Raw genomic sequence first — 19,586 nt, forward strand, 5'->3', positions numbered from 1 at the left:
CGGTGCCTTACTCGATCACGAACAGCGGCTGGTCGTATTCCACCGGCTGGCCATTTTCCACCAGGATTTCCTTGATCGTGCCATCGACCTCGGCCTCGATCTGGTTGAACATCTTCATCGCCTCGATGATGCAGATGGTGTCGCCCTTGTTCACGGTGGTACCCACCTCGACGAAGGCGCTCGAATCGGGCGACGAGGCACGATAGAAGGTGCCCACCATCGGTGAATTGATGGTCTTGCCGCGCGCCTCCGGCGCCTCGCTGGGTGCCGGTTCGCCTGACGGAGCCGGGGCGCCCGGTTGTGGGGCGTACGCCGGCGCGGCGGCGTGCATCATCTGCGGTTGTTGGGGGGGTTGGCGCGAGATGCGCACCGACTCCTCGCCCTCCTTGATCTCGATTTCGGCGACGCCCGATTCCTCGAGCAGTTCGATCAGCTTCTTGACCTTGCGAATATCCATGAGGGGGTCTCTTTCGTTATGCGTGCAAATCAGGCGGACGGACTGTCCAGATGAGCGATCAGGGCGGTCAGGGCCAGTTCATAGCCCAGCGCCCCCAGCCCGACGATGCTGCCCACGGCCACATCCGAGAAATAGGAGTGCTGCCGGAACGGCTCGCGGGCATGAATATTGGAGAGGTGGATCTCGATGAACGGTCGGTCGATGGCGAGCAGGGCATCCCGCAGGGCAATGCTGGTGTGGGTCCAGGCGCCGGGGTTGATCAGCACCCCGTCCAGCCCATCGTCGGCCGCACGGTGCAGCCGGTCGATGGCCTCGCCCTCGTGATTGCTCTGGAAGTGTTCCAGTGCGACGCCCCGTCCCTCGCCAAGCCGCTGGGCGGCCTGGTCGAGACGGCTGCCGATATCGGCCAGCGTCCACCGCCCGTAGCGTTCGGGCTCCCGCGTGCCGAGGCGGTTGAGGTTGGGGCCGTTGAGTACCAGGATCCGTTTCATGGAGACTCGCTCTCGTCGACGGGCGGAATGACCGTGTTCCCGTCGGGTTCGGTGATTTTCCCGCATTGTGCCGGTTGGGGGTGCCGAAGTCACGTTTTTGGCCGTCGTTTTTTTGCCAATCGGCACCTATTGGCGGATTTTTCACGAAGTTATCCGGGAGGGGATCGAATCCGAGCTCAAAAACCACGTCAAGACGGCGCAACGTCCAGTTCCGGCGACTCGCCGGGTCCAGGCCGGTGCCGGATTCGTGCAGACCGTCCCTAATGCAGAGAGCCCCGCGGCGGGCGGGGCTCAAGAACGATCAGCGGTTCGAGACGGCCGTGATCAGCGGTTCGAGACCGCCGTGACATGGCCGAGGAACTCGTCGGGCGGCTGATACCCAACGACCCAGTGCTGACGCACCCGTTCACCCGAGGCATCCCAGAAGATGATCCCCGGCGGGCCGTACAGGTCGAATCGTTTTAGTAACGCCTTGTGATCGGCATTGTTGGCGGTGACATCGGCCTGCAACACCAGAAAGCCGCTCAGCGCGTCGATCACGCGCGGATCGCTGAAGGTGTTGTGTTCCATTTCCTTGCAGGAGATGCACCAGTCGGCATAGAAATCGAGCATCACCGGCTGGCCGGCCGCCTTGGCCTGTGCGAGTGCCTCGTCCAGCTCGGCCTCGTCGTCGACCATGCGGAACTCGAGCTCGGCGACCTCGCCGCCACCACCCAGCGACAGGCCGGCCAGTGGCGCCAATGGTGTGCCCTTGGCCCCGGCGGCGACGCCGATCAGCATCAGGGCGCCCCAGAGAAGAAGCACCAGTCCGATCGACTTCCACAGGCGCAGCCAGCCCGAGGCGGCTTCACGCAGCGATTCGGTCGCGCCCATGTAGACCGCCGAGGCGATCAACAGCACGGCCCACATCAGCTGGGTGATGGCCGCGGGCAGGAAGCGTTCGAGCATCCAGATCGCCACGCCCAGCAGCACCACGCCGAACACGGCCTTGACCGCGTCCATCCAGCCGCCGGCCTTTGGCATGTACTTGCCGCCAAGCGTACCGACGAGGATCAGTGGCAGGCCCATGCCGATCGACAGGGCAAACAACGCCAGGCCGCCGACAACGGCATCGCCCGTCTGGCCGATGTAGATCAGGGCACCGGCCAGCGGGGGGGCCATGCAGGGGCCAACGATCAGGGCCGAGAGGAAGCCCATCACGGCCACCCCGGTCAGCGTGCCGCCCTGCTGTCGGTTTTGTGCCTGCATGATGCGCGACTGGATCGAGGAGGGCAGTTGCAGCTCGAAAAAGCCGAACATCGACAGGGCCAGCGCGACGAAGATCGCGGCGAAGACGCTCAGTACCCAGGGGTTCTGGAAGGCGGCCTGCAGGTTGGCGCCGAACATGCCGGCCAATACACCCGCCACCGTGTAGGTGACGGCCATCGCGAGCACGTAGATCACCGAGAGCACGAAGGCCTTGCGGGTGGTGATGTGCTCACCCTGACCGGCGATGATGCCCGAGAGGATCGGGATCATCGGGAAGACGCAGGGCGTGAACGCGAGCAGCAGACCGAAGATCAAAAAGCCCAGCACGATCGCCCAGGGGTTACCGTCGATCAGGCGCTGGGTGATCATGTCGGTTTCCGAGCCCACTGGGGTGGCTGCCTGGGTCTCGGCGTCGGTCGAGGAACCGCTGCCGGCCGGTGCCTCGCTGCGATCCTCGCCGAGCGCCGGCATGTCTTCCAGCGGTGTGAGTTCTCCGGCATCGCCCGGCACCTCGTCGAGGCGCTCGGCGCTGTCGGTGGCCGGATCGATCCGCCAGGCCTTTTCCATTGGCGGGTAGCACAGGCCCATGTCCGCGCAGCCCTGGTAGCCGATCACCAGGGTGTAGGGGGCATCGGCGTCGATCGACAGTTCGGTCTCCAACTGATCATGGAAGACCCAGACGGTGCCGAAATTGGGATCGTCCTTGCGCTCGCCCTCACCGATGAACGCGGCACGAATTTCCGCCTCTTCACTGACGGCTGCCTTGGTGCGACCGCGGTACAGGTAGTACTCGGGCGTGATGTCGAAGCGGACGAATACGCTCCCGTCGTCGACGATCACCTCGGGGACGAACGCCTCTTCGGGGTCCATCGGCTCATTGCTGCTGCCACCGAAGAAGCCGCCCAGGCTGATGCCGCCGTCGCGCGAGTTGGCGCCGGCAGTATCGGACGTGACATCTGCCGACGCGCTGGCGTCCGTCTGTGGCAGGTCGACGCGCAGTTCGTGGGTTTCCGGCGGGTAGCAGACCCCATGGATGTCCGAGCAGCCCTGGTACTCGACCGTGACGGTCGCCTCGCCGCCGGGGGCGGAGTCCACCGGTACGCGGGCGGTGAAGTCTTCCTTGTAGACCGCCGTCTCGCCAAAGACCGGGTCGTCTTCGATCAACGCCTCGGGCAGTCGCGGTTCGCCCAGTTCAATGCCATCGCCGCCGCGGATCTTCAGTTTGTCCTGGTAGAGGTAGTAGCCCTCGACTACGCGGAAATCGAGGCGCAGCTCGCCATTGTCTTCGCGGGCCTCGACGCCGAAGGCCTCTTCTGGCCCCAGCAACTCGGGCTGGGCATTTGCCGCCGTCTGCCAGGCGAGGGCAACGGTGACGAGCAGGAAGGTGACGATCCACACCCAGGGGGCGGTCAGGAAGTGGTTTGAACGCATTGCTGAACCCATGCTGAGTAAGACTGGCTGCTCTCGGCCGGCAGGATGACTACCTCGGGGCAGTCGTAGGGGTGATAGTGCTCGATCGCATCCTTGAGATCGTCGATGCGGTCGAGGCTGGTCTTCATGTGAAGCTGGTATTCCTCGTCGCGGCACAGTTCGCCCTGCCAGTGGTAGGCCGAGCGGACCGGGCCGACGACATTCACGCAGGCCACCAGCCTCTCGGCCAGCAGGCGCGCGCTGAACTCGTCGGCCGCGCTGGGGTCGTCCAGTGTCGTGATGACCAGTGCTATTGTGCTTTGCTCGATCGTCATTATCGTGATTGCGTCGGGTCGATGAATCGGTTTTTGTCGTGACCGGCTTCAGCCGGGTCGGCCTTGGTCCAATTGATCGGCAGTGAGTTCCGCCGGGTGGTGCCTATACTTAAGCCGTGATCGGCCCCGAAGGCCTGGCTGCCCGTTGACTCAAGGTATTGAAGCGCGAGTGGTGGCCTGTCTCCGACCTTGGGTCCTTGTCTTGGTGTATTCGCCGCGGCGAAGTCCAACCGGCTGTCGACGGCAAGCCTAGCGCCGCAATCGGTAGACGGCAAACAAATCCATCTCAACCCCGAGAAGTCATGCGAAAACTGTCCGGATTCATCCTCTTTCTGCCCCTCCTGGAGCTGGTGCTCCTGATCGCGATGGGCGCGGCCATGGGGTTTCTCGTCACGCTGCTGTGGATCGTCGCTACCGGCATCTGGGGCGTGTGGTTGATGCGCACCGCCGGTCCCAATGCGATGGCGCGCGCTCAACGTGATGTCGCCGCCACCGGTCGGGGACAGATCGACGGGCTGGGCGTGGCGGCCAATTTCCTCGGCGGGCTGATGCTGCTGTTGCCGGGGCCGTTGACCGACCTGCTGGGGTTGGTGCTGGTCACGCCGTTTCTGCGTCGCCTGGCGTTCGGTGCCTGGCTGGCCGGGAAGATGCAGCAGATCGTGGTCGAGCGTGGTGGGTTCGGCAGCGGTCCGGGTGGCCCGGGTGGCCCGGGTAGCCCCGATGAGGACGGCAATGTCTACGACGCCGATCCGGACGACATCAGGCGGGATGAGCCGCGTGACCCGCGGCGACTCGATCGCGACCGCGATCGCAGGTAGAGCAGGGCCGGGTATCCGCGTGCCGCGTTTCGCCGCTCACTTCTCGCCGTCGAGAATCCGCCTGGCCAGTGCCTGACCGTTCTCGAGGCAGTCGCCCACGGCGATACCCTCGCGCCAGTTGCCGATCAACGACAGGCCCGGGTGGTGATCGAGTGCCTGATCGAGGCGCTCGATCCGGGCCAGGTGGCCCAGTTCGTATTGCGGAATCGCACGTGGCCAGCGGCTGACTCGTTGCCAGACCGGCTGACCCTCGATACCAAGCAGATCACCGAGGTCGTTGGTGACCTGGCGGACCAGTTTGGCGTCGCTCATGTCCAGCGCCTCGGGATCCTGGCGCCCGCCGATAAAGGCGTTGATCAGCTTGTGGCCATGCGGGGTGCGGTTGGGGAACAGGGTCGAGGAGAACAGCGCGCCCAGGGTCCGTCGGCGTTCGCGGCGGGGAATCAGTACGCCAAAGCCGTCAAGCGGATGGGCCAGCACCCCGGGGGGAAAGCCCAGGGCGACGGCCGCGACCGGCGGGTAGACGATCTCGTCGAGCGGCTCGGCCAGCAGGGCATCCAGGGGGCGTAGCAGTGAGGCGCTGACATGTGCCGGCGTGGCCAGTACGAGCCTTTTTGCCTGCCAGCTCGAGCCGTCCTGATCGGTCGCCCGCCAACCCCCATCGTTCGCCTGGACGGCTTGTACCCGTCGGCCACAGGCGATCGTGCCGCCGGCGGTTGCATCGATCTCGGCGGCGAGCCGGTCGGTGAGTGTCTGGATGCCGCCGGGGAAGCTGATCAGCTTGCCCCGCCATTCGCGCGGCATGGGCTCGTTGCCCTCGCGGCGTTCCTGTTTCGCCCGCTTCATGGCGGCAAACCCGCCGCGGATCAGCGAGCCATGCTCACGTTCCATGGCAGCGAGTTTCGGCATGGCGGCCTGGACGGACAGTCGGGCCGGATCGCCGGCGTAGACGCCGGAGACGAACGGGTCGACCAGATAGTCGAGGATGTTCCGGCCCAGGCGGCGCTCAACGAATTGCGCCAGGGTTTCCTCGCCGGTACCGCGACGCACCCAGGGCTCGCGCAGGATGCGGCCGATGCTGCGCGGTCCGAGCAGCGGATTGAATGGGGCATTGAGCGGATGGGTCGGCAGGGCGAGCATTTGCTTGCCCTTGGCGATATAACGCTTCTTGCCCGCCTCGCCGGCGAAGATCGCCTCGTCGGTCAGGTCCAGGTCCTTGAGTAGCCGATAAAGCGGCGGCTTGACCATCAGGGTGTTCGGCCCGATCTCGATCTGCCATTCCTCGTCGCGGCGGCTCTGGATATTGCCGCCGGGCATGTCGCCCGCCTCGAGCACGGTGACCCGCTGGCCGGCCCGCGCCAGCGCCCAGCCGGCAGCCAGCCCGCTGGCGCCGGCGCCGATGATCAGCGTGTCGGTCGATGGCGTCTTGTCGGAGGCGTCGTGGTCGCTTGCTGTCATGGCATCTCGTGGCGTGGCTGGGCTAGGCCGTGTGTTTGCCGTGCCCTGTGTTGCTATGTCTGTTCGGGGCTCGAGTGTACTCTACCGGTTCGATCAATTTCGGCAGATGCACTGTCAGGGACGTTATGGACGAATCGCACGCCGTTGGCGGCAGCAGTGGACCCGAGGGCCTCCCCCGGGCCGTGGTATTGGGCGGGACCGGTTTCGTGGGCCGGCACCTGGTGCGCGCACTCTCCCAGCGTGGCTGGGAAGTGGTGGTGCCAAGCCGTCACGCCGCGCGTCACCGCGACATGGGGCTATGGCCGAGTGTGGTGCTGGTTGACATGAACCCCCCGGCCCGGTCCGATCTGGCGACCCATCGTGGCTCCCCGGAACTGGCCGAACTGCTCGAGGGCGCGGATCTGCTGGTCAACCTAGTCGGCATCCTCAACGAGCGCCGGCACAACGGCAAGGGCTTCGAGCGGGTACACATCAAGCTGACCAAGGCCGCCCTGCGCGCCGCTGCCGATGCGGGCGTGCCGCGTTACCTGCACATGAGCGCGCTGGGGGCAGACGAGGAAGAGGGCGTCAGTCACTACCAACGCAGCAAGGGCAAGGCGGAGAACTGGGTGCACCGCTTCGGTCGCAAGCACGATATGGCGGTCACCAGCTTCCGCCCCTCGGTGATCTTCGGCCCGGGTGACTCCTTCCTCAACCGCTTTGCCGGGCTGGCGAAGCTGATGCCGGGCGTCTTCCCGCTGGCCTGCGCGGGTGCGCGCTTCTCGCCCGTCTACGTGGGTGACGTGGTGCGGCGATTCGTCGAGTCGATCGACGACCCCCAGGCCAACGACGCGCGCTATGACCTCTGCGGCCCGCACGATTACGCGCTGGGCGAACTGGTGCGCTACGCCGCGGCGACCGGCGGGCATCCGCGCTGGGTGGTCGGCCTGCCGATGTGGCTGTCGCGCCTCCAGGCGCGCGTGATGGAGTGGCTGCCGGGCACGCCCTTCAGTCGCGACAATCTGGATTCCCTGCAGCGGGCCAACACCTGCTCGCCGGAGTGCCGGCGCGAGCCCACCCGGCTCGAGGATGTCGCCCCGGGATATCTCGCCCCAGGAAGGAATGGCCGTGGCAAGAGTGTGCCCCACCGCGGTTGAGCCGGTGGTAGGATAGCCACGACCACGCCCCGTGTTTTCGGGGCGTTTTACCGTTTGAACCCTGATCGAGGTCCAGCCGTGGAATCGGAAAAACCAACCCCCACCCCGCGCCGCTCGAGCAACGCCGAGCACTATTTCGAGCATTTCCTGTTCGGCAGCCGCTGGATCCTGGCCCCGGTCTACATGGGACTAGTTGCGGCGATGCTGCTGTTGCTGATCAAGTTTGGCGGCGAGCTGTGGCACCTGGGCAGCCACGCCTTCACGCTCGAGGAGTCGGAGGTCATCATCGGGGTGCTCACCCTGGTCGATGTGGCCCTGATCATGAATCTTTTGATCATCATCATCTTCTCGGGCTACGAGAACTTCGTCTCCAAGATGGAGGACCTCCACAGTCACCGTGATCGGCCCGAGTGGATGGGACACATCAGCTTCACCGATCTCAAGATCAAGGTGATCGGTTCGATCGTCGCGATCTCGGGGATCGAGTTGCTCAAGTCCTTCATGAACGTCGACAACCTGTCGAACCGGGATCTTGGCTGGATGGTGGGTATCCACCTGACCTTCGTCCTGTCCGGCGTGCTCTATGCCTTGATGGATCGGCTCCAGGGCAAGGGACACTGACCCGGCCTGCCCCGACGACTCTCGTCACTCCCCGATGTCCTCGTTCCAGAGGGTCGGATGCTCTTCGATGAACCGCTGCATCAGCTCGATGCAGCGCTGATCGTTCATCACCCTCACCTCCATACCGTGCTCGCGTAACCAACGCTCCTCGCCAAGAAAGGTTTGGTTTTCGCCGATTACCACGCGCGGTATCCCGTAGAGCAGAATCGCTCCCGCGCACATTGGGCAGGGGGACAGCGTGGTGTAGAGCGTGCATCCCCGATAGAAGTCGGCCGACCGGCGGCCGGCCTTTTCCAGCGCATCCATCTCTCCGTGCCGGATGACGCTGCCTTCCTGGACGCGGCGGTTGTGGCCGTACCCGACGATCTCACCGTTGTGCACCAGCACCGCGCCGATGGGGATGCCGCCCTCGTCGCGGCCGGTGCGGGCCTCCTCGAGTGCCGCATCGAGAAAGGGATCGTGGCTCATGGTTCGGGCCTCCATTGGAGAGTCGGTACCTTCAAGATACAAAAAAACCCCGCCATTGGCGGGGTTTCGTTGAAGCGGTGTCCGGCCGAATCGACCGGAGCGACCGTTCTTACATCATGCCGGGCATGCCGCCCATGCCGCTCATGTCGGCCGGCGGGGCGCCACCGCCATCCTTGCTCGGGATGTCGGCGATCATGCACTCGGTGGTGATCATCAGGCCGGCAACCGAGGCCGCGTTCTGCAGCGCGGTACGGGTGACCTTGGTCGGATCGAGGATGCCCATCTCGACCATGTCGCCGTACTCGCCGTTGGAGGCGTTGTAGCCGTAGTTGCCCTTGCCTTCACGGACACCCTGGACCACGACCGACGGCTCGCCACCGGAGTTGGCCACGATGAAGCGCAGCGGATCTTCCATGGCGCGCAGGGCGATGGAGATGCCGGTCTGCTGGTCGACGTTGTCGCCCTTGAGCTCGCCGAGGCTGCCCAGTGCGCGGATCAGGGCAACACCACCGCCCGGGACGATGCCTTCTTCGACTGCGGCACGGGTCGCGTGCAGTGCGTCGTCGACACGGTCCTTCTTTTCCTTCATCTCGACTTCGGTCGCAGCGCCAACCTTGATGACGGCAACGCCGCCGGCCAGTTTGGCGATCCGCTCCTGGAGCTTCTCCTTGTCGTACTCGGAGGAGGTGTTCTCGATCTGGGTACGGATCTGCTCGACGCGGGTGTCGATGTCGTCCTTCGTGCCAGAGCCGTTGATGATCGTGGTGTTTTCTTTGGTGATCACCACGCGCTTGGCCGAGCCCATGTCTTCCATGGTGGTCTTCTCGAGGGTCAGGCCCACTTCATCGGAGATCACCTGGCCGCCGGTGACGATGGCCAGATCCTGCAGCATGGCCTTGCGACGGTCGCCGAAGCCGGGTGCCTTGACGGCAGCGACTTTCACGATGCCGCGCATCGAGTTGATGACCAGCGTGGCCAGTGCCTCGCCTTCGATGTCTTCGGCGACGATCAGCAGCGGCTTGTTGGCTTGGGATGCGCTTTCCAGTGCCGGCAGGAGCTCTCGGATGTTCGAGATCTTCTTGTCGTGCATCAGGATGACCGGGTCCTCGAGCTCGACGTTCATCTGCTTCTGGTTGTTGACGAAGTAGGGCGACAGGTAGCCGCGGTCGAACTGCATGCCTTCGACCACTTCCAGCTCGTTCTCGAAGCCCGAGCCTTCCTCGACAGTGATGACGCCGTCCTTGCCGACACGCTCCATGGCTTCCGCGATGATCTCGCCGACGTTCTTGTCGGAGTTCGCGGAGATGGTGGCAACCTGGGCGATCGCCTTGTTGTCGGTGCAGGGCTTGGACAGGTTGCGCAGCTCGGCAACGGAGGCCTCAACGGCCTTGTCGATGCCGCGCTTGAGATCCATCGGGTTCATGCCGGCAGCCACGGCCTTGACGCCTTCACGCACGATGGCGGCGGCGAGCACGGTCGCGGTGGTGGTGCCGTCACCGGCGACGTCGGCGGTCTGGGAAGAGACTTCCTTGACCATCTGCGCGCCCATGTTCTCGAACTTGTCTTCCAGCTCGATCTCGCGGGCGACGGAAACGCCGTCCTTGGTCACGGCCGGGGCGCCGAAGCTCTTCTCGATAACGACGTTACGACCCTTCGGACCCAGGGTTACCTTGACCGCGTCGGCAAGCAGGTTGACGCCACGCAGCATGCGGTCACGGGCGCTGGTAGAAAAGCGGATTTCTTTGGCAGACATATTCAATATGCTCCTTGATTGATTCGATTCCGGGGGAAAGCGTTAGCTCTTTCCGCGGGCAACTCAGTCTTCGATGACGGCGAGGATGTCGTCTTCGCCCATCATCAGCAGCTCGTCGCCCTCGACCTTCACCTTGGCGCCGGCGTACTGGCTGAACAGGACGGTGTCACCGACCTTCACGCCCATCGGGCGGACTTCGCCCTTGTCATTCGACTTGCCCGGGCCAGCGGCGATGATTTCGCCTCGGTTGGGCTTCTCGGAAGCCGAGTCCGGCAGAACGATGCCAGAGGCGGTCTTGCGTTCTTCTTCTTCGCGCTTTACCAGCACACGATCGTGCAAAGGACGGATTTTCATGCGGTCACTCCATGCGTTGACATAGAAAAAGGATTTTCGACGGTGTTTGTTCGCGCCGGGGCGGGGAAACGCGGCGGAAACGCCGCTGTTAGCACTCGCCCGGCTCGAGTGCCAATACTAGGAACGGCCCCGGCGAATTCAAGAGGTGGGGAAGAAAAAAAAGTTGGCGGCTTGCGCGGCGCGAGACGCGCCGGTGGGGTGCGGGTTGGCGGCGTACCTCGGTGGGATCACGTGAATCGGTATAATGCCGGCCAACCAAGCAGGCGCACCAAGACGGCCTGCGACATGCGAATCCAGCCAGGAGAGAACACATGGGCTTCGACAAGATCACCATCCCCGAAGGCGACAAGATCACCGTCACCGCCGACGGCACGCTGACCGTCCCCGACCGGCCGATCATCCCGTTCATCGTGGGTGACGGCATCGGTGTCGACGTCACGCCGGTGATGAAAAAGGTCATCGACGCGGCGGTCGAGAAGGCCTACGGCGGCAAGCGCCAGATCGCCTGGATGGAGGTCTACGCCGGCGAGAAGTCGACCGAAGTCTACCCGGAAGGCAGCGGCCTGCCCGCCGAGACCATGGAGGCGATCCGCGATTTTGTGGTCTCCATCAAGGGCCCGCTGACCACGCCGGTCGGTGGCGGCTTTCGCTCGCTCAACGTCGCCCTGCGCCAGAAGCTCGACCTGTACGTCTGCCTGCGCCCGGTGCGCTACTTCACCGGCACGCCCAGCCCGGTCAAGCACCCGGAGAAGACCGACATGGTCATCTTCCGCGAGAACTCCGAGGACATCTACGCCGGCATCGAGTGGGCCGCCGGCACCCCGGAAGTGAAGAAGGTGATCGATTTCCTGACCCAGGAAATGAATGTCGAGAACATCCGTTTCCCGGAGAGCTCGGGTATCGGCATCAAGCCGGTCTCCGAGGACGGCACCAAGCGCCTGGTGCGCCGCGCGATCGAGTACGCGATCGCCAACGACCGCGAGTCGGTCACCCTGGTGCACAAGGGCAACATCATGAAATTCACGGAAGGGGCCTTCAAGAACTGGGGCTACGAGCTGGCCAAGGATGAGTTCGGCGCCGAGCCACTCGACGGCGGCCCGTGGATGAAATTGAAGAACCCCAACACCGGCCGCGACATCGTCATCAAGGACTCGATCGCGGATGCCTTCCTGCAGCAGATCCTGCTGGTGCCGGAGGAGTACGACGTGGTCGCCACCCTCAACCTCAACGGTGACTACGTCTCGGATGCGCTGGCCGCACAGGTCGGCGGCATCGGCATTGCGCCGGGCGCGAACCTCTCCGACACCGTCGCCATGTTCGAGGCCACCCACGGCACCGCGCCGGACATCGCCGGCAAGGACCTCGCCAATCCGTCGTCGGTGATCCTGTCGGCCGAGATGATGCTGCGCCACCTCGGCTGGACCGAGGCCGCCGATGCCGTCATCAAGGCCATGGAAGGCGCGATCGCCAGTGGCAACGTCACCGGCGATCTCGCCCGCCTGATGGACAAGCCCAACCAGGTCGGCTGCAAGGCCTTCGGCGAGGAGCTGATCCGCCAGATGGGCTGATCGTCGTCCCGACAACGATTGGGAAAAGGGCAGGCGCGTCCGGGTGATTCCGGGGGCGCCTGCTACGCTTCTGGGGCGGGCAAACGGGCCCGCGTTCTTCCCCAGGAGGCGTGCCATGGAACCACTTGTCGAAGCCAGTGCCACCTGCCCCTACTGCGGTGAGCCGGTCGACTTCTCGATCGACACCAGTGCCGGTGAGCAGACCACCGTCGAAGATTGCAGTGTCTGCTGCCAGCCGATCGTGGTCACCATCAAGTGGACCGCCGAAGGCCCGACCCTGGAACTGCACCAGGAGAACGAATGAGCGGTGGAGGGCGGTTCGGCGCGCGTGTTACCATCTCGCCGCCTTCCGATTGCCCATGTAGCTCAGCTGGATAGAGCAACCGCCTCCTAAGCGGTAGGTCGCAGGTTCAAATCCTGCCTTGGGCGCCATCTTCCTTTTTCAGCGATTCCCCGCTAGCCCAGGACCCCGCATTATGGCGGGGTTTGTCGTTGATACCCTGTCCCGCGATGTTCCAGCCGGTCCCCACTGATGTAGCATGAAGGGTGGGGACCAAGGTGGGGACCATCCGATGGGGTGGGGACTAACCAAGCCGACACCGGTCCCCACCGGGTGAAAGACGAGGGCGCGGGCATGCGCATCAACCAACTATCCGCACTCGACGTGCGACGAGCGAAGTTCGAAGGCCGCGCCTTCAAGCTATTCGACGGCGGTGGGCTGTATCTGCGAGTCAGGGCGAACGGTCGGGCATGGGTGTTCCGCTACAAGTTCCAAGGCAGGAGCAGAGACACCACGCTAGGCAAGCTGCCGGGAATGACCTTGGCGGAAGCACGTCGACGCCGTGACGCGTTCCGCGCCATGCTGGCGGATGGAGTCGACCCGATCGAGCATCGCCGCCAGCAAGTCGAGGCGGCCAAGGCAGAGAAGGAAGGCAGCTCCCGGACGCTCGAGCGCGTGTTCGAGGAATGGGCGGCCGGCCGGCAGTGGACAGACGGTTACCGGGAGAAGCTGACCGGCCGATGGCGACGCTACCTGTTGCCCAAGCTAGGCAAGCGCCCAGTCGACGAGATCACCTCGCCCGAGGTCCTGGAGGTGCTGCGCAAGGCAGAGCAGGCGGGCACAACCGAGGTCGCCCCGCGCTGCCGGCAGGACTTATCCCGGCTGTTCGCCTTCTGCATCGCTAACGGCTGGGCAAAGCATGATCCGGCCGCCAGCCTCGCCCACGCACTGAAAGAGCGGGCACCCGTCCATCACCGCGCCGCCGTGCTCGACCTCGACCGACTCGGGGAAGTGCTACGGGCAATTGACGCCCACGCCGGGCAGCCGTCGACAAAGGCCGCGCTTCAATTGTTGCCGATGCTGATGGTCCGCCCTGGAGAGTTGCGGAACATGGAGTGGGCAGAAGTCGACCTCGACGCCGGTCTGTGGAGCATTCCCGCCGCGAAGATGAAGATGCGGGCCGATCACCTAGTGCCCTTGCCACGGCAGGCCCTCGCCATCCTCAAGGACCTGCATCACTGGACAGGGCATCGCGCCCTGGCATTCCCCGGCCTGCGCAGTGCGGCCAAGCCGATCAGTGAAAACACGCTGAACGCGGCCTTCCGCCGCATGGGTTTCTCGAAAGACGAGATCAGTGCCCACGGCTGTCGGGCGACCGCCCGCACCATGCTTGCCGAGCGCCTGCGTTGGCCCGCCCACATCATCGAGCTGCAATTGGCACACGCGCCCCGTGATCCGCTCGGGAGAGCCTATAACCGCGCTGACTTCATTGAAGATCGGCGGCAGATGTTGCAGGAGTGGGCGGACTATCTTGGAAAGCTGCGGCAGTCCGTCACTGTGGCAAGGCGATGATTGCGGATTAGAAGGCCCTGTAATAGCAGCCAGGTGCTGATATTTTCTATCAATGATTTCTTTGGTTTATCGAAAACAATATTAAGTTAAATCAATATCTTAGGGGTGGTGGTATTACATCCACTCCGTCAATTGCGGTGCGTTTGCAAAAATGGTAATACCGAAATTGCACATAAGGTACTGAAAAAAAAGGGGAAAAAGCGGAAAAGTTTTGTTTCTTGGGTAAGGTTGTAATAGCTTAGGTCGCGTTGGATCTTCGGATTCAGCAATAAAGAAGGCCCCGGGTGTTTGCTCCACCCGGGGCCTGTAAATCCATCGCTGATGGGATGGCATGTATACCTAGTTTGTTTCAAACCACCCGATTGGTAAACGGGCTAGCCCGGTTAGCGCCGGGCAGTTAAGGACGATACAACCCCTATTGCATCCAATGCAACCCGCTTAGATTGTCCCTTAAACCGCCGTACTGCCAACGATGCCAAACCGTCAGTGATCCGTCGTTACAACACGAGGATGACTGAAAATGATCACTTGTTCGTGCCCCGCCATCGACTTGTCGCGCCTGCGGCGACGGTCAGAAGTTGAATGCCATGCCGTGCGTTCGACCCTTCGCCCCATTCCCCTCGGACCCCTTGCCGTGCCTTGGTCAGTTACTGCCGTGGCTGACAGGTTCGACATCTTGAGTGTGGGCAGCCAATGGACCGGCAGACGGGAGGCACGAGTCATGCGAGTGAACAGTCAGACCCTCACAATTGGCGACCCGATCGTCCGGCCACGTGATGCAGCCGAATACCTCGGGATCGGCCGTTCGAGTCTGTATCGGCTGATCGACTCCGGCGATCTGCCGAAGCCCCTACGTTTGACGCCGCAAGCGTCCGGCTGGCGGCTGTCCACCCTCGAGGAATTTCTGCAGGAACGTGAGGAGGTGTCGAAATGAAAAATGCCTCCGTACGTGAGAATAGGGCTGGGCCGGCAACCGATACTTTCGGCCATAGCAACAACGCCGTCCTAAGCCGTAAGGCGCAGCTGGCCCGCGTTCTTTACTATCTGCACCAGCACCATTTGCTGCGCTCGGCCGACCGGGTGCTTGAACTGCAGGAGCGACTCCACCGGGTCGAGAGATCGTGGAGAGAGGAACACGACGCCGCTGCGAATCCTCATCGCGTCGTAGAGTACACCTTGGCGCCGACTGTGGCGGGGGAGGTGGCTACATGACACCATTTCAGCATCACCTCGCTCCCTTCGATAAAGTTCTGGCCCACGTCGCCGTGGCTAAGGAGGCGAAACCTGCACCCGGTCTCGTCCGCGCCATGACTTGCGCTTGTCCTGCGCACAAAGACAAGCGTCCGAGCCTTCTGGTCTCCGAGACCGACGATGGCCGCGTGCTGATGCACTGCCGGGCCGGCTGTTCTTTCGATGAGATCCGGCGGGGCCTTGGGCTCGAACTGATCGACCTGATCCCCGAGCACCTGCGACACGCCCGCAACGATGCCAACCGGTCGCCGCACAAAGGCCCAAGGTTCAGCCCTTGGGCTGCGCTCCAGGCCTTGGCCGTGGACGTGATCACCGTCGCACTCGCCGCCGCTCAGATCCGGCGCGAGGGATGGATTGACGACGCCGACTTCGAGGCACTGATGCAAGCCGAGGCGCGAATCCAGAACACGGTTCAGGCGGGAGGCTTTCAGAGATGAGCATCGCAGATCAAGCCGAAGCCTTAACGGTAAATCCTCTCGAGGCAGAGGTCGACGACCGGGACTACACCATCGCACCGCCGAAGGCTGACCCGGCGATGTTCCACGGTCTCGTCGGCGAGGTGGCAGAGGCGGCCACTACCGGACGGGAACCGAACCGGGTGAGCGTAGCCCTGACCTTCCTGACCTGGCTGTCCGCTGCGGCCGGTCGGCATCACTTCATCAGCGTGGGCGACCAGACCCACCCGCTACTGATCAACGGCTTGCACGTCGGTCGATCCATGGTCGCAGCCAAGGGCGAGAGCTGGGCACTGGTGAAGCGCATCCGCCGCGCCGTCGGCGAGATGATGGACAGCGATCACGTGCCTAGTGCCGATGACGAGGGCGCCGTGGTCACGCCGGAACTTTTCGCCGGCCGGGTTCACTCCGGTGGTCTGTCGACGGGCGAGGGGCTGGCGGCACAGGTTCATGACGGTTTCACGACCGGCAAGACCGAGCACGCCCCCATCGACGACAAGCGCCTGCTGATCATCGAGGCGGAGTTTGCCAAGCTGCTCGCGCAAGGCAAGCGGGAGGGCAACACCCTGAGCCCGATCATCCGCGACCTGTTCGATGGCGGATCAATCCAGCCGGCCACCAAGTCCGCTAGCATCTGGGCAACCGAGCCACACGTCTGCGTTCACGGAGCGATCACGCCGTTCGAGCTGAGGGCACGCATGGACGCTACGGCGGCACACAACGGCCTGATGAATCGGTTCCTGATCATCTTCGCCGAGCGCACCCGGCTGGTGGCTTTCCCCGAGCCCACGCCCGACGAGGTGGTTCAACGCCTCGCGGTTCGCACCAGGGACGTGATCAAGTTCGCCCGAGGGGACTACCCGCGTACCAAGTACGCCGCGCCGATCACGCTCTCCGACGAGGCCCGGGAAATGTACCGGGAGGCCTATCCGGACCTGCGGCGGCGCGACGGCTCCACGCCGATCATTACCTCGGTTCTCGAGCGCCGGGCGCCGATCACCATGCGGCTGGCGGGACTGTTCGCCATGACCGACCAGACCGCCGTGATCGGTGTCGACCACATGCGAGCAGCGCTCGCCTGGTCACGGTTCCACCGGGAATCGGTCGGGTTCATCTTCGGGTCGGACATGACCCAGCGTATCCAGTCGGAGAAGCGCCGCGAACACAAGCAGAAGATCCTTGACGGCATCGCGGTCGAGCGATGGATCACCAGGACGGAGATTCAGCGCCGACTGTTCGCCAACCGGATCAAGGCATCAGACCTGACCGCCGCCCTCGAGGACCTACTCGCCGACGGGCAGATCGAGCAACGGGAACGACCGAAGGACAACGGCATCAGCACCGTGAAAGAGTATTCCCGGCCTGCGAAAGATGCGAACCATGCGATACATGGCACCAGCACCGCATCCGCGCCGATGCGAATGTCCGCGAACCATGCGACACAAGGGCAGGCGGACACCGATCAAGCTCCCCATGGTTCGCATGATTCGCAAAGGTTTGCGACCCCCGAAACCCGCACCAGCGCCCATGTTTCGCATCATTCGCATGGTTCGCAGACCACACAGGGAAATGATGACGAGGCGGTGGTATGAGAGCCGCCGACATCATCACGACCCTAGCCGGTCGCAGGATCGCGATTTTGCTCGAGGAAGACGGGTTCACGCGCGGCCCGGGGACATCGCTTGACCGATGACGATGTATGGCTGATTAGCCGACACAAGCAGGCTCTTATTTACCTGCTCACGATCCGAACCGAAGCGGACAAAGCCGGAAGTCTTGCGGTCAACGTATCACCCAGGGAATTCAGACCGAAGGGTAGATCGGACGTGGTCCGCCTCTGCCGGTTGCGAGCGCAAGGGGGCCGTAGATCGGGCCAACCTGCGGGACGCTCTCAGCTGAATCCACGATGGAACTGTGGCCGACGACCACATGTGGGAGACGATCGATGCGTGCCTACTTGCTGACCCTGGCGTTGGAGGCGGCGACATGACCGACGCGACCCAATTTCATCCCTTCGAGGGGGGGTTACATATTGAGGCCTCGGTCTTTGTGCGGGTAAATTGGGGCGTGATCCTCCGGGGTCATGTCGCTCACCTCGTCTTCCGGGCGCTTCATAGTTCTCGCTCCGCCGTGTTGCTCCATCTTGTGACTGACCATGCGCATTTGGCGGTGGCGGCGGCCAGGAGTGTGGAATTCGATGTGATCGAGTCGCCCGTCCTCGGTAGCCTTCCGGATGATTTCTGCAGCAACGTCGTCTGAGACGTTGAAGGCCAATCGCTCCCAATCAGCGTCACACCCCGCAAGGTACAGCGCAGTCGCGATTTGATGTGGTGTTGCCTCTTGAGGGGGCGCGCCAATAGTTTGTTCCCCCTCAACGGATATCAGGCCGTGCAATTGTCGGAAAGATCCGCTTGCAAGGTCGGCATGTGATGGCTCTTGGCTGGTGGGCATGACCGTGGACCATCCGGCAAGCAATTTGCTTCTCGTCCGTTTCTCTTCTCGGACTTTCTCCTCAGCCGCTAGCGCGCGTGCTTCCGCTGCTTGACGCAACTTCTCGGCTTCTTTGAACGCTGCCTGCACTTTGCGGGCGGGGTAGACGAGTGCTTGTTTGGTTTCGATGCATTCGCCGAGCAGATGTCGTTTTTCGCGCCCGGTTACACGCTCGATCCGTCTCGGTGGTTCAAGCTCGATGTGCTCTGACTGCAATTTGGCCAATCGCTGCTCGGCCTCTTTGGCGCGGGACTCGTACTCCCTTAAGCGTTGGCGTAGCTCGTTGACTTGCTGCTCGGCCTCGTCGGCGGTGGCAAGAGCTTGGTCGAGCCGACGTCGGGCCATAGTGGTTTGCTGCCGATGATGCTCTATTTCAGTTTCGGCTTGCGCTTCAGCTTGTTCGACTCGCTGCAGAGCTTGCGCGACCTCAGCATCGGCCATGGCCTCTGCTTCCTCTGCGCGAGCAATGGCTCTGTCCCGCTCATTGCGCGCAGACTCGAGTTCGGCGGGCAGATCCCGGTGCAGCTCGCTTACCGAGCGGTGCACCCACGCCGAAGGACTTTCTCCGTCCGCGATGCGTGCCCGCTTGGAACGGCCACGCTCAAAACCCAGATCGGCATAAGGCTCGATTGCGATGTCTTGTATTTCCCGCAGGGCTTGCCGATTCATGCGTCGGCTCACAGGTTGGCCATCCAGACCGACACCGTGCAAAGTGAAGTGAGCGTGGGGTGCAGACTCGTCTCGATGCACTACCAGGCCGGCGACGGTTGTCGTCAAGCGCTCAGCAATCGCCTCGGCGGTCTGAACGTAGCGCCGATCCTGTTCGGTGACCGGTAATGATTGGATTTCGGATTGGGCATCACTCGAGAACGCAACAATGCCGCGAACAGCCACGATACCGTCTGACCGAATCGGTCCAGGTCGTCGTCTCAGCTCTCCGCGTTTATATCGAACGAGTCGTCGGTGTTCGCATTTTTTGGCGAGGTCGGGTGATCTTGGAACGGGAATCGGAGTGGTGTTGAGGTGGCAGAGCTTCGGGTCAACATAGTCGGGGATCTGTCCGCGGGTATCGTGCAGACGTTGTCCCGCGTGGCCGCTACGAGTGGTTGTGCCGATGCGGACAATCGCAGTTTTAGGCATGGTGCCTCCTAGCATCGGTGCCAGCGATGCACTCCGGGATGGAGCAAAGCAACGTCGTTTGTTGGGCTAACATATAGTAGGTTAGACGTTAGTGGATTAAAAGAAAGTGTCGCTAATTAGGTTCCAGGGTATGGATTCAGTAGCAAATCCTCGCGTTCCGGCCGATGTCGATGTTTCTCAAGTCATCGATGAGATCGTCCTTATCACTCACAAGGAGATGGGGGTCTGGTCGGAGCGCCACAGACGGAGCCGCTTCCGGAACTGGTCATCAATTACGTTGA

General features: G+C 63.2%; 18 protein-coding genes and 1 tRNA gene. 10 read left to right on the forward strand and 9 right to left on the reverse strand.

Annotation, left to right across the window (positions count from 1 at the left end; translation table 11 throughout):
* Positions 1-7: 7 nt before the first annotated feature.
* The 4 genes from accB to ABGV18_RS01340 all read right to left on the reverse strand — a co-directional run bounded on the left by accB (position 8) and on the right by ABGV18_RS01340 (position 3,941).
* Positions 8-457 carry an acetyl-CoA carboxylase biotin carboxyl carrier protein gene (gene accB, locus ABGV18_RS01325; RefSeq protein ID WP_396584478.1) on the reverse strand — a complete coding sequence of 150 codons (450 nt, stop codon included), beginning with the start codon at positions 455-457 and terminating at the stop codon, positions 8-10.
* A 29-nt stretch (positions 458-486) separates the two neighbouring features.
* Positions 487-948 (reverse strand): type II 3-dehydroquinate dehydratase, encoded by a 462-nt coding sequence (gene aroQ, locus ABGV18_RS01330; protein WP_396584479.1) that lies wholly within the window; start codon positions 946-948, stop codon positions 487-489.
* A gap of 324 nt (positions 949-1,272) precedes the next feature.
* On the reverse strand, positions 1,273-3,627 hold the full coding sequence (gene dsbD / locus ABGV18_RS01335; protein WP_396584480.1) for a protein-disulfide reductase DsbD: 2,355 nt from the start codon (positions 3,625-3,627) through the stop codon (positions 1,273-1,275).
* Positions 3,606-3,941, reverse strand: coding sequence for a divalent cation tolerance protein CutA (locus tag ABGV18_RS01340; protein WP_396584481.1), 336 nt, complete (start codon positions 3,939-3,941; stop codon positions 3,606-3,608). The genes dsbD and ABGV18_RS01340 overlap by 22 nt, the downstream gene beginning before the upstream one ends.
* A gap of 302 nt (positions 3,942-4,243) precedes the next feature.
* Between ABGV18_RS01340 and ABGV18_RS01345 the strand changes: the two genes are divergently transcribed.
* On the forward strand, positions 4,244-4,759 hold the full coding sequence (locus ABGV18_RS01345) for an FxsA family protein (protein ID WP_396584482.1): 516 nt from the start codon (positions 4,244-4,246) through the stop codon (positions 4,757-4,759).
* Positions 4,760-4,795: 36 nt separating this feature from the next.
* Here ABGV18_RS01345 and hemG read toward each other — a convergent pair whose 3' ends face one another.
* A complete protein-coding gene (gene hemG / locus ABGV18_RS01350) occupies positions 4,796-6,217 on the reverse strand; it encodes a protoporphyrinogen oxidase (protein ID WP_396584483.1) in 1,422 nt (473 codons plus the stop codon).
* Between the two features lie 125 nt (positions 6,218-6,342).
* On the opposite strand from hemG, the gene ABGV18_RS01355 reads away from it, so the two are divergent.
* Both ABGV18_RS01355 and ABGV18_RS01360 read left to right on the forward strand, forming a co-directional pair.
* The gene (locus tag ABGV18_RS01355) at positions 6,343-7,353 is read left to right on the forward strand and encodes an NAD-dependent epimerase/dehydratase family protein (RefSeq protein WP_396584484.1); all 1,011 of its coding nucleotides are present in this window, start codon (positions 6,343-6,345) and stop codon (positions 7,351-7,353) included.
* 78 nt (positions 7,354-7,431) lie between these two features.
* Positions 7,432-7,974 (forward strand): TIGR00645 family protein, encoded by a 543-nt coding sequence (locus ABGV18_RS01360; protein ID WP_396584485.1) that lies wholly within the window; start codon positions 7,432-7,434, stop codon positions 7,972-7,974.
* A gap of 24 nt (positions 7,975-7,998) precedes the next feature.
* Here ABGV18_RS01360 and ABGV18_RS01365 read toward each other — a convergent pair whose 3' ends face one another.
* The 3 genes from ABGV18_RS01365 to ABGV18_RS01375 form a co-directional block, all read right to left on the reverse strand.
* Positions 7,999-8,442, reverse strand: a complete 444-nt coding sequence (locus ABGV18_RS01365; protein ID WP_396584486.1) for a deaminase — start codon at positions 8,440-8,442, stop codon at positions 7,999-8,001.
* A 109-nt stretch (positions 8,443-8,551) separates the two neighbouring features.
* Complete coding sequence (gene groL / locus ABGV18_RS01370; RefSeq protein WP_396584487.1) at positions 8,552-10,195, reverse strand: chaperonin GroEL; 1,644 nt, start codon at positions 10,193-10,195, stop codon at positions 8,552-8,554.
* A gap of 63 nt (positions 10,196-10,258) precedes the next feature.
* Complete coding sequence (locus ABGV18_RS01375; RefSeq protein ID WP_396584488.1) at positions 10,259-10,549, reverse strand: co-chaperone GroES; 291 nt, start codon at positions 10,547-10,549, stop codon at positions 10,259-10,261.
* A 311-nt stretch (positions 10,550-10,860) separates the two neighbouring features.
* Here ABGV18_RS01375 and icd point away from each other — a divergent pair, with 311 nt between their 5' ends.
* From icd to ABGV18_RS01410, 7 genes are all read left to right on the forward strand, one after another.
* The gene (gene icd, locus ABGV18_RS01380) at positions 10,861-12,117 is read left to right on the forward strand and encodes an NADP-dependent isocitrate dehydrogenase (protein WP_396584489.1); all 1,257 of its coding nucleotides are present in this window, start codon (positions 10,861-10,863) and stop codon (positions 12,115-12,117) included.
* A 115-nt stretch (positions 12,118-12,232) separates the two neighbouring features.
* Positions 12,233-12,421, forward strand: a complete 189-nt coding sequence (locus tag ABGV18_RS01385) for a CPXCG motif-containing cysteine-rich protein (RefSeq protein ID WP_396584490.1) — start codon at positions 12,233-12,235, stop codon at positions 12,419-12,421.
* Between the two features lie 51 nt (positions 12,422-12,472).
* Positions 12,473-12,549: transfer RNA gene (locus ABGV18_RS01390), tRNA-Arg, on the forward strand.
* A gap of 202 nt (positions 12,550-12,751) precedes the next feature.
* Positions 12,752-13,969 carry a phage integrase central domain-containing protein gene (locus ABGV18_RS01395; RefSeq protein ID WP_396584491.1) on the forward strand — a complete coding sequence of 406 codons (1,218 nt, stop codon included), beginning with the start codon at positions 12,752-12,754 and terminating at the stop codon, positions 13,967-13,969.
* Between the two features lie 721 nt (positions 13,970-14,690).
* Positions 14,691-14,903 (forward strand): AlpA family phage regulatory protein, encoded by a 213-nt coding sequence (locus tag ABGV18_RS01400; RefSeq protein WP_396584492.1) that lies wholly within the window; start codon positions 14,691-14,693, stop codon positions 14,901-14,903.
* Positions 14,904-15,177: 274 nt separating this feature from the next.
* Positions 15,178-15,657 (forward strand): hypothetical protein, encoded by a 480-nt coding sequence (locus ABGV18_RS01405; RefSeq protein ID WP_396584493.1) that lies wholly within the window; start codon positions 15,178-15,180, stop codon positions 15,655-15,657.
* Positions 15,654-17,267: a DUF3987 domain-containing protein gene (locus ABGV18_RS01410; protein ID WP_396584494.1), complete on the forward strand. Its 1,614-nt coding sequence runs from the start codon at positions 15,654-15,656 to the stop codon at positions 17,265-17,267. The genes ABGV18_RS01405 and ABGV18_RS01410 overlap by 4 nt, the downstream gene beginning before the upstream one ends.
* A gap of 433 nt (positions 17,268-17,700) precedes the next feature.
* Here the strand turns inward: ABGV18_RS01410 and ABGV18_RS01415 are convergent, their stop codons facing one another.
* Positions 17,701-19,305 carry a hypothetical protein gene (locus ABGV18_RS01415; protein WP_396584495.1) on the reverse strand — a complete coding sequence of 535 codons (1,605 nt, stop codon included), beginning with the start codon at positions 19,303-19,305 and terminating at the stop codon, positions 17,701-17,703.
* Positions 19,306-19,586: the final 281 nt, after the last annotated feature.

Source organism: Guyparkeria halopsychrophila, from assembly GCF_044582135.1.
Taxonomy (GTDB): Bacteria; Pseudomonadota; Gammaproteobacteria; order Halothiobacillales; family Halothiobacillaceae; genus Guyparkeria.

Bases quoted from the DNA above. Each gene is read 5' to 3' on its own strand.
- accB (WP_396584478.1), bottom strand. From the start codon at position 457: ATGGATATTCGCAAGGTCAAGAAGCTGATCGAACTGCTCGAGGAATCG.
- aroQ (WP_396584479.1), bottom strand. From the start codon at position 948: ATGAAACGGATCCTGGTACTCAACGGCCCCAACCTCAACCGCCTCGGC.
- dsbD (WP_396584480.1), bottom strand. From the start codon at position 3,627: ATGCGTTCAAACCACTTCCTGACCGCCCCCTGGGTGTGGATCGTCACC.
- ABGV18_RS01340 (WP_396584481.1), bottom strand. From the start codon at position 3,941: ATGACGATCGAGCAAAGCACAATAGCACTGGTCATCACGACACTGGAC.
- ABGV18_RS01345 (WP_396584482.1), top strand. From the start codon at position 4,244: ATGCGAAAACTGTCCGGATTCATCCTCTTTCTGCCCCTCCTGGAGCTG.
- hemG (WP_396584483.1), bottom strand. From the start codon at position 6,217: ATGACAGCAAGCGACCACGACGCCTCCGACAAGACGCCATCGACCGAC.
- ABGV18_RS01355 (WP_396584484.1), top strand. From the start codon at position 6,343: ATGGACGAATCGCACGCCGTTGGCGGCAGCAGTGGACCCGAGGGCCTC.
- ABGV18_RS01365 (WP_396584486.1), bottom strand. From the start codon at position 8,442: ATGAGCCACGATCCCTTTCTCGATGCGGCACTCGAGGAGGCCCGCACC.
- groL (WP_396584487.1), bottom strand. From the start codon at position 10,195: ATGTCTGCCAAAGAAATCCGCTTTTCTACCAGCGCCCGTGACCGCATG.
- ABGV18_RS01375 (WP_396584488.1), bottom strand. From the start codon at position 10,549: ATGAAAATCCGTCCTTTGCACGATCGTGTGCTGGTAAAGCGCGAAGAA.
- icd (WP_396584489.1), top strand. From the start codon at position 10,861: ATGGGCTTCGACAAGATCACCATCCCCGAAGGCGACAAGATCACCGTC.
- ABGV18_RS01385 (WP_396584490.1), top strand. From the start codon at position 12,233: ATGGAACCACTTGTCGAAGCCAGTGCCACCTGCCCCTACTGCGGTGAG.
- ABGV18_RS01395 (WP_396584491.1), top strand. From the start codon at position 12,752: ATGCGCATCAACCAACTATCCGCACTCGACGTGCGACGAGCGAAGTTC.
- ABGV18_RS01400 (WP_396584492.1), top strand. From the start codon at position 14,691: ATGCGAGTGAACAGTCAGACCCTCACAATTGGCGACCCGATCGTCCGG.
- ABGV18_RS01405 (WP_396584493.1), top strand. From the start codon at position 15,178: ATGACACCATTTCAGCATCACCTCGCTCCCTTCGATAAAGTTCTGGCC.
- ABGV18_RS01410 (WP_396584494.1), top strand. From the start codon at position 15,654: ATGAGCATCGCAGATCAAGCCGAAGCCTTAACGGTAAATCCTCTCGAG.
- ABGV18_RS01415 (WP_396584495.1), bottom strand. From the start codon at position 19,305: ATGCCTAAAACTGCGATTGTCCGCATCGGCACAACCACTCGTAGCGGC.